This is a genomic window from Luteimonas sp. MC1825 (genome assembly GCF_014764385.1).
Lineage (GTDB): Bacteria > Pseudomonadota > Gammaproteobacteria > Xanthomonadales > Xanthomonadaceae > Luteimonas.
The window spans coordinates 1,600,990-1,613,692 of the sequence record NZ_CP061714.1; the positions used below are offsets into that span (position 1 = coordinate 1,600,990).

9 protein-coding genes are annotated in these 12,703 nt (G+C 71.1%); 3 read left to right on the forward strand and 6 right to left on the reverse strand.

Going from position 1 to position 12,703, the window contains the following annotated elements:
• Window positions 1–13 precede the first annotated feature (13 nt).
• Entirely contained in the window at window positions 14–760 is a 747-nt protein-coding gene (zipA, locus tag IDM46_RS07340; protein ID WP_185115339.1) for a cell division protein ZipA, read from the reverse strand.
• A 19-nt stretch (window positions 761–779) separates the two neighbouring features.
• The gene (smc, locus tag IDM46_RS07345; RefSeq protein WP_185115340.1) at window positions 780–4,283 is read right to left on the reverse strand and encodes a chromosome segregation protein SMC; all 3,504 of its coding nucleotides are present in this window, start codon (window positions 4,281–4,283) and stop codon (window positions 780–782) included.
• A gap of 215 nt (window positions 4,284–4,498) precedes the next feature.
• Here smc and IDM46_RS07350 point away from each other — a divergent pair, with 215 nt between their 5' ends.
• Window positions 4,499–5,401 carry a DNA ligase gene (locus IDM46_RS07350; RefSeq protein WP_185115341.1) on the forward strand — a complete coding sequence of 301 codons (903 nt, stop codon included), beginning with the start codon at window positions 4,499–4,501 and terminating at the stop codon, window positions 5,399–5,401.
• A gap of 24 nt (window positions 5,402–5,425) precedes the next feature.
• On the opposite strand, the gene ugpC is transcribed toward IDM46_RS07350, so the two are convergent.
• Window positions 5,426–6,538: a sn-glycerol-3-phosphate ABC transporter ATP-binding protein UgpC gene (ugpC, locus tag IDM46_RS07355; protein WP_185115573.1), complete on the reverse strand. Its 1,113-nt coding sequence runs from the start codon at window positions 6,536–6,538 to the stop codon at window positions 5,426–5,428.
• 136 nt (window positions 6,539–6,674) lie between these two features.
• On the opposite strand from ugpC, the gene IDM46_RS07360 reads away from it, so the two are divergent.
• Entirely contained in the window at window positions 6,675–8,054 is a 1,380-nt protein-coding gene (locus tag IDM46_RS07360; protein WP_185115342.1) for a GH1 family beta-glucosidase, read from the forward strand.
• A gap of 127 nt (window positions 8,055–8,181) precedes the next feature.
• On the forward strand, window positions 8,182–8,907 hold the full coding sequence (pgl, locus tag IDM46_RS07365) for a 6-phosphogluconolactonase (protein WP_223877928.1): 726 nt from the start codon (window positions 8,182–8,184) through the stop codon (window positions 8,905–8,907).
• A 27-nt stretch (window positions 8,908–8,934) separates the two neighbouring features.
• On the opposite strand, the gene IDM46_RS07370 is transcribed toward pgl, so the two are convergent.
• The 3 genes from IDM46_RS07370 to IDM46_RS07380 are packed head-to-tail and all read right to left on the reverse strand — an operon-like array spanning window position 8,935 to window position 12,602.
• On the reverse strand, window positions 8,935–9,984 hold the full coding sequence (locus IDM46_RS07370; RefSeq protein WP_185115343.1) for a glutathione synthetase: 1,050 nt from the start codon (window positions 9,982–9,984) through the stop codon (window positions 8,935–8,937).
• 4 nt (window positions 9,985–9,988) lie between these two features.
• A complete protein-coding gene (locus tag IDM46_RS07375; protein WP_185115344.1) occupies window positions 9,989–11,866 on the reverse strand; it encodes a flavohemoglobin expression-modulating QEGLA motif protein in 1,878 nt (625 codons plus the stop codon).
• Complete coding sequence (locus IDM46_RS07380) at window positions 11,859–12,602, reverse strand: N-formylglutamate amidohydrolase (protein ID WP_221441845.1); 744 nt, start codon at window positions 12,600–12,602, stop codon at window positions 11,859–11,861. Before IDM46_RS07380 ends, IDM46_RS07375 begins: the two co-directional genes overlap by 8 nt.
• Window positions 12,603–12,703 lie beyond the last annotated feature (101 nt).

Here is a 12,703-nt window from a genome sequence, read left to right on the forward strand (position 1 = left end):
GGACCCGCCGGGATCACCAGCCCGGGCTGCGGGTGATCGGTACTTCCTGCTCGCGGTCGTAGCCGCGCAGTTCCTCGCGCAGGTGCGCGATGCGCTGGCGGCCCAAGGCGTTGCGCTGCTCGTCCAGAAGCACGCCGTCAAGCAGTTCGGCCATGCGTTCGGCGGTGGGCAGCATCGCGTCCCAGGCGTCCAGCGCGCGCAGCGGCGCGGGGAGCGTCAGGAAGAACGCGATCGCCGGGGTCTCCAGGGCCTGGATCTCGGCCATCTCGAAGCTGCCCGGCTTGCGGATGTTGGCGACGCTGAAGACCGGCCCGCGCTCGGGGTGGCCGTCGACCAGGCGGTGGAACACGTTCATGTGCCCGTAGGTCAGCCCGGCCTTCTCGGCGGCCACCACGATGTCCGGGCCGCGCAGTACCTGGCCGGCGCGCGCCGCGATGTACAGCGTCACGATCTTGTCGAACTCGTCGCTGACGCGGCGACCGTATTCGCTGACGGTGGCGCCGGCGGTGCCGCCGACCGCGCCGTCGAGCAGCTCCATCTCGCTCTGCACGGTGGCGTCGCCGGGCGCCTGCCCGCCATCGCCGAGCTCGCGCTCGAGCTGCGCGCCCAGCGTGGGCTCCATGCGCGCGTCACGTGGCGTGCGGCCCTCGACGCGCCGGCCCTGGCCGGTGCGCGGACGCGTGCCGATGTACCACATGGCCGCGAACAGCAGGATGCCTGCCACCAGGATCCCCAAACGCAACAGCCATACATCGCTCATCGTGCTCTCCGGTACAGGTTCAGGCGGCGCCGGCCAGGCGGGCCGCCTCGGCGAGGTCGACCGAGACCAGCCTGCTCACGCCGGGCTCACGCATGGTAACGCCCGACAGCTGCGTCGCGGCCTCCATGGTCGCCTTGTTGTGGGTGACGAACAGGAACTGCACCTTCTGGCTCATCTCGGACACCATCGCCGTGAAGCGGCCGACGTTGGCTTCGTCGAGCGGTGCGTCCACTTCGTCCAGCAGGCAGAAGGGCGCCGGATTGAGCTGGAAGATCGCGAACACCAGCGCCACCGCGGTCATCGCCTTCTCGCCGCCGGACAGCAGGGAGATGTTCGACACGCGCTTGCCCGGGGGCCGCGCCATGATCGCCACGCCGGTGTCCAGCAGGTCCTCGCCGGTGAGCTCCAGGTAGGCGTGCCCGCCGCCGAAGAGGCGCGGATAGATCTCCTGCACGCCGGAATTGACGCGGTCGAAGGTGTCCTTGAAACGGCCGCGCGTCTCGCGGTCGATCTTGCGGATCGCGTCCTCGAGGGTGTCGAGCGCCGAGGTGAGGTCGGCGTCCTGGCTGTCGAGGTATTCCTTGCGCTGCGCGGCTTCGGCATGCTCCTGGATCGCGGCCAGGTTGACCGGTTCCAGGCGGCGCAGGCGGTTGTCGAAGTCCTGCACCTGCTTGCCGGCGGCCTCGACCTCGGCATCTTCGGCGAGGCCTGCGACCACGTCCTCGAGCACGAAGCCGGCCTCGACGACCGCGGCGGCCAGCTGCTCGGCGTGGATCACCAGCGCCTGCTGGTCGAGCCGGCGCTGGGCGATGGCTTCACGCTGGGTAATGGCCTGCTCGTCGCGCTGGTGGCGGACCTGTTCGTACTCGCGCAGGCCGGCATCGACGCCTTCCAGCGCGCTGCGCGCCTGGGCCAGCGTCTGTTCGGCGCGGACGCGCTCGGCGAGGGCCAGCTGGCGCTGCTGCTCGAGCGTTTCGACCGGGGTGTCGCCTTCGGCGAGCTGCGCGGCGATCTCGCCCAGGCGGGTATCGAGCTGGCCGCGCTGCCCCCCCATGCGCAACAGCGCCTGGCGCAGCGCGGTCACCTGGGTGCGCTGCGATTCCAGCTGCAGGGCCAGCGCGTGGGCCTGCTCGCGTGACTCGCGGGCCGCACTGCGCGCGGCATCGCGGGCCTCGCTGAGGCGCGCGCGCTCGGCGTCGAGCTCGCGCCGCGTGGCTTCCAGGTCGCCCATGCGCGTGACCGCGTCTTCCAGGCGGCCACGGGCCTCGCGCGCCTGTTCGCCGCTGGTCGCGAGCGTTTCGGCGAGTTGCGCCAGCTCGACGTCGATGTTCCCGATGCGGTTGCGCGCGGCGTCCAGGCGGCCCTGCTGGCCCTGCATCTGGCCGGCGAGCTCCGAGACCGTGCGATGCGCCTGGTAGACCTGGCGCTGCACGTCCTCGCGCGCCTGTTCGGCCGCGAGCAGGCGCTCGCGGCCGCTGCCCTGGGCTTCCTCGAGCTCCGCCTCGCGGGCCTGCAATTCTTCGATGCGCTCGCGCAGGCCCTGGATCTCGCGCTCGCGCAGCAGCGCGCCCTGGCGCGCGGCGCCCGAGCGCAGCACGCGCAGCCAGCCGGCGCCGAAGCGCTCGCCGTCGCGGGTGATCACCGAGTCGGCGGGATCCAGTCGCGCCTGGAGTGCTCGCGCTTCGTCGAGCGACTCGGCCACGTGCAGGCGCGATAGCAGGCGACGGATCGCCAGCGGGCCGCGCACGCGGGCGGCGAGCGAGGTCGGCGCGAAATCCACATCGCCGGCCGCCGACGACACCAGCGCGATGCGCCCGTCGCCGAGATCGGCCAGCGCTTCCACCAGCGACTCCGGGCTGTCGACCAGCACGCCTTCGATCATCTGCCCGAGCGCGCCCTCGACCGCGTTCTCCCAGCCGGCCTCGACCTGCAGTGCCTCGCCGACGCGGGTGCCGGAATCCAGGCCGTGCTGGCGAAGCCAGGCCATGGCCGCGCCCTGCTCCTGGCCGAGCGCGGCGTGCTGCAGGGTTTCCAGCGAGGACAGCCGGCCGCGCGCTTCCTGCGCCTCCTTGCGCACGTCCGACAGCGCCTGCTGACCGGCGCGCTGCTGGTCCTGGAGTTCGAGCGCGGCCTGCTTGCGCGCCTCCAGGCCTTCACCCAGGGCCTCGATGGCGATGGTCTGTGTTTCGTGCTGGGCGGCCGCGGCTTCAAAGGCTTCGGCAAGCGCATCGAGGTCGAGCGCGGCACGCTCGGCGGACAGCTGCCCGCGACGGCGATCGGCTTCGAGCGACTGGCGGTCGAGATAATCGACGCGGGTGCGCTCGACGTCGCCGGCACGCGCGGCCTCGGACTGGCCGCGGCTGTGCGCATCCCAACGCTCCTGCCAGCCGGCCAGCGCGGCTTCGGCGTCGCGCAGCGCGTCCTGGCGGGCGCTGTCGTCCTCGCGCAGCATCTCCAGCGCGGGTTCGGCCTCGGCCACGGATTCCGCCAGGATCGCGAGTCGCTCCTCGTCGCCGCTGATGTGCTGGCCGATCTCCGCCAGCGCGTCCTCGGCCTCTTCGCGGGCGCGCAGCAGGCGCTGCGACAGCTCGCGCTGGTGCGCGATCTGCTGCTCGACGCGCGCCAGCATGCCGCCGACCTCGTAGCCGGCGGCCTGCGCCGCGTTGAGCGCCTCCATGGCCTCCTCGCGCCGCACGCGCCCGCTCTCGATCTCGCGCTCGGCTTCGCGCTGCTCGGCGATCAGCTGCTGCAGGCGGGTCTCTTCCTGCGACAGCCCTTCGCGCAGGCTGGACAGCTTCGCGTCCAGCGCGCGGAATTCCAGCGCCTTCCACTCGGCATCGCGGATCCGGCGCTCGGCCTGGATGGCGGTGTACTGCTCGGCCTGGCGCGCCTGGCGCGCCAGGTGGCCGAGCTGCTTGCCGACCTCCTCGCGCAGGTCGCCGAGGCGATCCAGGTTCTCGCGGGTGTGGCGGATGCGCGTCTCGGTCTCCTTGCGCCGCTCCTTGTACTTGGAGATGCCGGCGGCCTCCTCCAGGTACACGCGCAGGTCCTCGGGCTTGGCCTCGATGATCTGGCTGATCATCCCCTGCTCGATGATCGAATAGCTGCGCGGCCCCAGGCCGGTGCCCAGGAACAGATCGGTGATGTCGCGGCGCCGGCACTTCGCCCCGTTCAGGTAATAGCTGCTCTGGCCGTCGCGCGACACCAGGCGCTTGACCGAAATTTCGTTGAAGGCGGCGAACTCGCCGGTGATGGTGTGGTCGCTGTTGTCGAAGACCAGCTCTACGGTGGCCTGCGAAACCGGCTTGCGGGCGGTCGATCCGGAGAAGATCACGTCGGTCAGCGAGTCGCCGCGCAGGCGGCTGGCCGAGCTCTCGCCCATCACCCAGCGCACGGCGTCGATGATGTTCGACTTGCCGCAGCCGTTCGGACCGACCACGCCGGTCATGTTGGTCGGCAGGTGCAGCGTGGTGGGATCGACGAAGGATTTGAAGCCGGAAAGCTTGATCGTGGACAGGCGCATGCGACGGTCTGGGGGCCTCGGCGGCGGCAGGCCGCAACAATCTCGAGTATAGCGGCACCTCCGCGGCGCGAGTCCGCCCCCCCGCGGCCCTTGCCGGCCCCGGCGGCCGGCCTGCAGGTGCGGCACTCCCCGACCGCCGGCCGCGCCTGCAGCCGATACGCGCCCTGACCGGGGACGACGCAGGCTGGCACGGCGCCCGAACGGAGAACCGCGCCATGATACGTCGCCCTACACGCCGCCCCGACACCCTGCGCGTGGCCGTGCTGGCCTGGGCCTGTGCCTGTGCCTCGGCCGCCGCACCGGTGCCAGCCGCGCAGCCCGGCCTGATGCAGGCCGCGGCCGTCAACGATGCGCCCGCGGACGCCCCTCCGGGTGACATCGCCGGCTACTGGATCAGCGAGAAGCTCGACGGCGTTCGCGGTCGCTGGGATGGCCGCCGGCTGTGGACGCGCGCGGGGCATGCCATCGATCCGCCCGACTGGTTCACGGCCGGCTGGCCGCAAAAGGCCATGGACGGCGAACTCTGGCTGGGCCGCGGACGCTTCGACGAGGTCGCCGCCCTGCTGCGCCGCAGCAGCAACGACGACGCCTGGCGCGCGGTCCGCTTCCTGGTGTTCGATCTCCCCGGACACGGTGGACCGTTCGCCGCGCGGGTCGAGGCCATGCGCACGCTGCCGGGCGCCGGCGCGCCGCCCTGGCTGCGCGCAGTGGCGCAATCCCAGGTGGCCGATGCAGCGGGCCTGCAGGCGCGGCTGGCGGCGGTGCTGGCCGCCGGAGGCGAAGGACTGATGCTGCACCACGGGGCCGCCCTGTACACCGCCGGACGCAGCGAAGGCCTCCGCAAACTCAAGCCGCATGACGATGCCGAGGCGCGTGTGCTGGCCCACCTGCCCGGCAACGGCAAATACGCCGGCATGCTTGGAGCGCTGCTGGTGGAGCGGGCCGACGGGGCGCGTTTCCGGTTGGGCAGCGGCTTGAGCGATGCCGAACGCGCCACGCCGCCGCCCGTGGGCAGCCTCGTCACCTATCGCTACAACGGCTACACCGGCAACGGACTACCTCGGTTCGCGCGCTTCCTGCGCATCCGCACGCCCGCGGAAGCGCCCGGGCAGCGTTGACCCGAATACGCCGCGCGCACCGCGTCAGCCTCCCGCAGCCGCCTCCAGCCGGACGCCATCGGCGCCGTCGGCACCATCGAAGACATGCGCATGCTCGACCGCCACGCGCAGCGACAGCGCCTCGCCCGGGCGCGGCAGCACGCCCGGCGGCAGCCGCGCGACCAGCGCGTGGTCGCCCAGCCGGAGGTTGACGAAGACCTCGTTGCCCGCCGGCTCCACCACTTCCACCAGCGCGTCGAACGCACCGGCATCCATATCGCCCGGCTCCGCGCGCAGCAGGTGCTCCGGACGCACGCCAAGCAACAGGCGCCGACCAGGCCAGTCCTGCGGCACCCGGAACCCCGGCAGCGGGACATGCGCGCCGTCGTCGGCGATGAAGCCTGCACCATCGGCATCCAGGTGGCCTGCGATCACGTTCATCGCAGGACTGCCCAGGAACGTGGCCACGAACACGTCGGCCGGCCGCTCGTAGAGCGCCATCGGCGTGTCCACCTGGCGGATGCGGCCACCGTCGAGCACCACGATGCGCTGGCCGAGGGTCATGGCCTCGACCTGATCGTGGGTCACGTAGACCATGGTCGCGCCGAGGCTGCGATGCAGGCGCGCGATCTCCACCCGCATCGCCGCGCGCAGCCGTGCATCGAGGTTGGAGAGCGGCTCGTCGAGCAGGAACACCTGCGGCTGGCGCACGAGCGCGCGCCCCAGCGCAACGCGTTGCCGCTGGCCACCCGACAACGCCGCCGGTTTGCGGTCGAGAAGGTCCTCGATGCCCAGCATGCGCGCCGCCTCGCCGACCCGCGCGGCGACCGTGGCCTTGTCATGCCCGCGCAGCTTGAGGCCGAAGCCCAGGTTGCCGGCAACGCTCATGTGCGGATACAGCGCGTAGCTCTGGAACACCATGGCGATGTCGCGGTCGCGCGGCGCGATATCGTTGACTATGCGGTCGCCGATGGCGATGGTGCCGCCGCTCACCGCCTCCAGCCCGGCGATCATGCGCAGCAGGGTCGACTTGCCGCAGCCCGAAGGGCCCACCAGCACCAGCAGTTCGCCATCGGCGACTTCGAACGCGGCATCGGACACCGCGACGAAGCCGTCGGGGTAGACCTTGCGGACGTGGTCGAGCCGCACCTGCGCCAATGCCATCTCCCATGCGTGGAAACAGGCGCGCGAAGCAGCGTCGCGCGTCGCGCCCGGCCTTGACAACGCACCGGACGGCTTCCGCTATTCTGGCATGTAACCGCTTCCAGCCCGCACGACTCCGGACCTGCCAACGATGCCGACCGATGCTCCCCCGACCCGCGACCTGCGCTTCCCGGAGGGCTTCCTCTGGGGCGCCGCCACCGCCGCGCACCAGATCGAGGGATCGCCCATGGCCGACGGCGCCGGCCCGAGCATCTGGACGCGCTTCGCGCATACCCCGGGCATGACCTTGAACGGCGACACCGGCGATGTCGCCTGCGACCACTACAACCGCTGGAAGGAAGACGTGGCGCTGATGCGCGAGCTCGGCCTGAAGGCCTACCGCTTCAGCGTGTCGTGGTCGCGGATCCATCCCGAGGGCATCGGCCGCGTCAACCAGGCCGGCGTGGATTTCTACTCGCGGCTGGTCGACGAACTGCTGGCCAACGACATCGAGCCCTTGCTCACGTTGTTCCACTGGGACCTGCCCGCGGCCCTGGACGACAGGGGCGGCTGGCTCAACCGCGACTGCGCCGACTGGTTCGCCGAATACGGCACCACCCTGTACCGCGCGCTCGACGGGCGGGTGAAGAAGTGGGTGACGCTCAACGAGCCGTGGGTGATCACCGATGGAGGCTACCTGCACGGCGCGCTGGCACCCGGCCACCGCAGCCGCTACGAGGCACCCATCGCCTCGCACAACCTGATGCGCGCGCATGGCGCCGCGGTGCAGGCGTACCGCGCGGAGGGCCGGCACGAGATCGGGCTGGTGGTCAACATCGAGCCCAAGCATCCGGCCAGCGACTCGACTGAAGACGCCGCCGCGGTCATGCGCGCGCACGCCTACATGAACGAGCAGTACCTGCACCCCGCCCTGCTCGGCTGCTACCCACCCGAGCTTGCCGAGGTGTTCGGCGACGCCTGGCCCGAGATCGATGCCGCCGACTTCGAACTGATCCGCCAGCCGCTGGATTTCGTCGGCATCAACTACTACACGCGCAGCGTGACCCGCGCCGACGCCAGCTACCCGCTGCGCGCCGGCGCCGTGCGCCAGCCGGGTGCCACCTACACCGAAACCGGCTGGGAAGTGTTCCCCAAGGCGCTCACCGAACTGCTGCTCTGGTTCAAGGACACCTACGGCGACCTGCCCCTGTACATCACCGAGAACGGCGCGGCGTTCTTCGACCCGCCGGTGGCGGAGGGCGGCCGCGTGCGCGACCCGTTGCGCATCGATTACCTGCGCAAGCACATCAGCGCGGTGCACGACGCCATCGCCGCGGGCGTCGACGTGCGTGGCTACATGGCCTGGTCGCTGCTCGACAACCTGGAATGGTCGTTGGGCTACTCCAAGCGCTTCGGCATCGTGCACGTCGACTACGCCACCCAGCAGCGCACGCCGAAGGACAGTGCGCGCTGGTACTCGGGGGTCATCGCCAGCAACGGGCGTGCACTCGCCGACCCGCTGCCCTACTGACCCACGGAGGCGCCGACATGCACGACATGTACGACATGCACCCGCTGTCCGGCGCCCACGCCCACCCTGCACCGCTGCCGGCACTCGCCACGCCGCGTCGGCGCGCCGTGTGAGCGGACGCGGCGCCGTGCACGCCGGTGACACCCTGCTCGAGGGCCGCGTGCAGTTCCAGGCGTTCCAGGACGCCACGCAATGGGCCTGGGCGGCCGCGGTGTCGATCTCCGCGGCGCTCAAGCGCGACCTGGAGCAGCAACCGCGCGCCCGCCTGCTGCTGTCGGGCGGCCACACCCCGGGCCCGGCCTATGACGCGCTGTCGCGGGCACCGATCGAATGGGATCGCGTCGATGTGGCGCTGGTGGACGAACGCTGGCTGCTGCCCGAAGACGCTGACAGCAATGCCCGCCTCGTGCGCGACACGCTGCTGCGCAATCACGCCGCGCGCGCGCGCTTCGAAGCGATCACCCGCGCCGGGCGCAGCATCGAGGAGGCGGTGACCACCGCCAACATGCACGCGCGGCAGGCCGCGGGCGTGGTCGTGCTGGGCATGGGCGAGGACGGGCATACGGCGTCGCTGTTCCCGGGCATGCGCGGGCTGGACGACGCGCTCGCATCGACGCGCGCCTACGTCGCGGTGGACGCCCGCGGTTGCGCGGCTGCCGGCGAATGGCCGCGCCGCATCAGCATGACGCCGGCCGGCATGGCGCCAGCGCACAGCCGCTTCCTGCTGATCCGCGGCCTGCACAAGCGCGCCCTGCTCGAGCGAGTGCTGGACGGCGACGACCCCGCGGAGTTCCCCGTGCGCATCGCGTTCCTGACCCCGGGCGCACCGCTGCGCATCCTGTGGTGTCCCTGACCGCGCGCGGCGCTCCCTCGTGGCGACTCACAGCACCGCAAGCGCGCGGTTGTCGAAATGCCCCGGGAAGCCCGCGGCCACTTCCAGCTTGCGTTCGATCGACGCCACGATCCGCTCCGCGAAGTTGACCCCGGCCAGCGCGCTGCACGAGCCGAGGTTTCCGGGCGAGAACACGTTCACCTCGAGGATGGTGTCGCCGATGATGTCGATGCCGACCAGGAACATGCCATCTCGCACCAGCTTCGGCCGGATCAGTTCGGCGACGCGCAGTTCGCGCTCGGTGATGCGCACCGGCTTGGCCTTGCCACCGGCGTGGATGTTGCTGCGGATGTCCTCCTTGGCGCCGACGCGGCGCATCGCCGCGTACTTGCCGTCGACTTCGAGCGGCACGCCATTCATCAGGAACAGGCGGATGTCGCCCTTCTCCGCTTCGGGCACCCACGCCTGGGCGATGATGTAGCCGTCGCGGCCGATCGCCTCGATCATCTGGTTGAGGTTGCCGCCGGACTTCTGGTCCACCAGGAACACACCCTGCCCGCCCGAGCCCTGCAGCGGCTTGAGCACGATGTTGCCGGCATGCCGCTTGGCGAAGGCCTTGATGTCTGACGCCTGGCGGCTGATCAGGGTCTCGGCCCGCACCGCGCGCGGGAACGACTGGAAGTACAGCTTGTTGGCTGCCTTCGCCAGCGCGTCGGGGTCGTTGAGTACCAGGCAGCCACGCATGGCCGCCAGTCGGCCGAACTGGACGCCCACCGATTCCGCCCAAGGCCGCGTCGCCGCGTCGTTCGACGGGTCGCTGCGCAGCATCAGCACGTCGATGTCGGTGATGTCGACCAGCTTCTTGCGGGTGACGGCCTGCAGGTCGGCGAAGAACTTCTCCTGCGTGCGCTTGCCGGTTTTCTGCGCCGGCACGAGGTGCACGTGTGCGCGCATGCGGTCGTCGTTGCCGAGCACGAAATCGCCCGGCGTCATGTAGCAGACGTCGTGGCCACGGCGAGATGCCTCGTGGGCGAGCACGGTGGTGGTGTAGCCGGCGTACTCGGTTTCGAGGTCGTTGACATAGAAGGCGATCAGCATGGTTTCAGCCCTGCACAAGTTCGAGGAAGGGTTCGCCGCCGCGCACGCGCGCCAGCCGGGCACGCGCCTCCGGCCGCGAGAGGAATTCGGGTAGCACGGCCGGCTCGCGCAGGATTCCGCGCGCGCGCAACTCATCGACCACCGGGACATGGGAGGCGGCGATCTTGCCGGTCCAGAACGCGTCCAGCGGCTTTCCACCGGCGACCCAGGCAAAGACCTCGTTCAGCCCGCGCAGGTAGATCGCGTCCTTGGCGAGGCCACCGGAGCGGAACACACGGGCGACGACGGTGAACGCGGCACGCGCACCGAAGCCGTGATCGCGGCGCAGCATGCGATCGCAGTCGACGAACCCCGCGCCGTCGAGCATCGCATCGACCACCACCACCCGCGCCGCGAGCAGCCGCAGGCGCGACCGACCCAGGCCGCCGACAAGGAACTCCGCGAACACGCCAAGGCCTTCCTGGATACCCTCGTAGCCGGCAAGGCCGCTGCCGAAGATCGACAGGCCCTGCGCGCCGCCGTTGACGCAGGTGAGCACGTGCACGCCGATTTCGTGCTGCAGCAGCGCATCCAGCCGCCAGCGGCGCATGCGCGTGGCGGTGGACACCAGCACCGAGCGCCCCGACACCATCAGCCCGGGGGCGATGTCGTCGCGCAGGCAGACCTCGGCCTTGAACAGCGGCGCCTTGTGCCGGTAGCCGGCAATCACGGCTTCCGCGGCTTCGCGCACCGCGTGGCAATCGACACAGGCGGTGTCTTCGCGATCGTCGGTGGCGTCGACGCGCGCGAGGATCCCGCGCGCCTCCTCCAGCAGTGGTGCCTCGATGGCGCCGTACTGGATGATCGAGGCGTATTTGAACGCCGGCGTGTTGCGGCCCTGGAGCATGGTCAGCTGCAGGTCGAGCTCGCGTTGTTTCTGCAGGAACAGCTGTTCAAGCACGGGATCTTCCACTGCGCGGACGTCGATCGAGTACAGCGCGCGCTTGGAGAGTTCGGGACTGACCGTCAACGGCCGGTAGCGGAACTCCGGCGCATGCTCGCGTCCGGCAGCGTGGTAGCGCTCCATGGCCTCGACGGTGTTGATCGGCGAGACCGAGAGCAGGAAATCGAACGACGCGCTGATGGCCGCCAGTTCGCGGTCGACGGCCACCGCGGCCTTGATGAAGCGGCTGCGCCCCAGGGTGCGGTGCGGAACGCGGATGCCTGGCGTGGCGGCCTCGACGAATGCCGCCAGGGCCTGCAACACGGCATCGAAGGCGAGCGTTTCCAGCTCCTGGAACACCTGCGGATAGACCGCATCGCTGCCCGGGGCGAGGTAGATCCGCGGCAGACCCAGCGACAGCACGCCGATGCCGTCGCTGCGTTCCACCAGGGCGGCGAGCGCCGCAGGCAGGTCGGGCACGCCGGACTCTTCGATCACGGCTTCACGAAGCTCGATGCAGGCCCCGGCCAGCGCGACCCGCAGGCGGCGTGCGGCGGCGTGGGCCGCAGCCCCGCCGCTTGCCGACACGGTGAAGCGGAACGGCTCCAGGCGTGTGCTGTCCTCGGCGATCGAAGCATCGCGTGGCAGGTCGTGCAGCCACAGCAGCAGGTAGTTCGGGAAGTCACGGACCTGGTGCGCCAGCACCGCATCGAGGCGCGTGACCGCGCCGGCATCGGCGTCGCCACCCTCCGGCCACACCAGGTGCGCCGCGCTGATGGTGGCCAGCCGGCGCGCGATGCTCGCGGCGGCGTCGGCATGGCGGTTCAGCACCAGGAACGGCAACGGCCGGTCGATGTGCACGCGCCCGCCGGCGTCGAGCTCGCGGCGCCAGGCGCCCTGGCCGAAGTCGGGTGCCGGCGGCTTCTGCACGCGCGGCGCGGGGTGCGCGGGCTCAGGCATCCGCCAGCCACTCGCGGGCATGGGCCGCCGCGGCATCGACCAGGCGGCGCATGCCCGCAAGCTCCGCAGGATCCGGAACGCCGGTCCATTCGTCCATGAAGGTCTTCTTGAACTCCAGCGCGATCGCGCAGCCGGTTTCCGGATAGCGCGCATGCACGAAGCGCGCGAGCTCGCCTCGTCCCTGGAAGGCGATGTTCTCGCGCACGTCGGCCTGGCGGCCGTTGAAGTCGACCGCGCGCATGGTGTCCATGAGCGGGTCGAGCAGGCCCGCCCAGCGCCCGCGCGGCATCGACCAGCTGCCGATGTTGACCTCGGGCGCATCCTCCGCCGGCGTCGCCGCGGCGGCCGGGCCATCGCGTCGATGGTTGTAGCTGTGCACGTCGAACACCACGAACCGGCCGTGATGGCGCACGAGGTCGTCGAACACGGTGGCGAGGGTGCGATAGAAGGCGTGGTGCAGGCGCAGCGACTGCTGCACGAAGGCCTCGTCCGGCGGCGCGTCCCACAGGCGAAGGCCCCAGCACTGTTCCGGCACGCGGTACACGGCCTGCTCCACCCCGCGGTTGAGGTCGACCTCGAACCGCGAGCGGTGCACCACCACACGGCCCGGCACGCCGGCGATCGCCTGCCCGGTGAACGGGTCCTCTTCGCGCAGGCGCTCGTCGTCTGGCAGGCGCATCGCGGCCGCGACCTCCGGGCGCAGTGCGTGCCCGTCGTGGATGGCGGTGGCGAACACCGGGTCATCGGCGCGCTGCAGCGTCCACCAGGCGGTGGCATGCGGCGACAGGGGCGCGGACGGATCGACGGTGGCCAGGGCGGGCTCCAGGTTTTCGCGCC

Excerpts from the sequence above, each read along its gene's own strand:
- zipA (WP_185115339.1), bottom strand. The coding sequence starts at position 760 with ATGAGCGATGTATGGCTGTTGCGTTTGGGGATCCTGGTGGCAGGCATC.
- smc (WP_185115340.1), bottom strand. The coding sequence starts at position 4,283 with ATGCGCCTGTCCACGATCAAGCTTTCCGGCTTCAAATCCTTCGTCGAT.
- IDM46_RS07350 (WP_185115341.1), top strand. The coding sequence starts at position 4,499 with ATGATACGTCGCCCTACACGCCGCCCCGACACCCTGCGCGTGGCCGTG.
- IDM46_RS07360 (WP_185115342.1), top strand. The coding sequence starts at position 6,675 with ATGCCGACCGATGCTCCCCCGACCCGCGACCTGCGCTTCCCGGAGGGC.
- IDM46_RS07370 (WP_185115343.1), bottom strand. The coding sequence starts at position 9,984 with ATGCTGATCGCCTTCTATGTCAACGACCTCGAAACCGAGTACGCCGGC.
- IDM46_RS07375 (WP_185115344.1), bottom strand. The coding sequence starts at position 11,866 with ATGCCTGAGCCCGCGCACCCCGCGCCGCGCGTGCAGAAGCCGCCGGCA.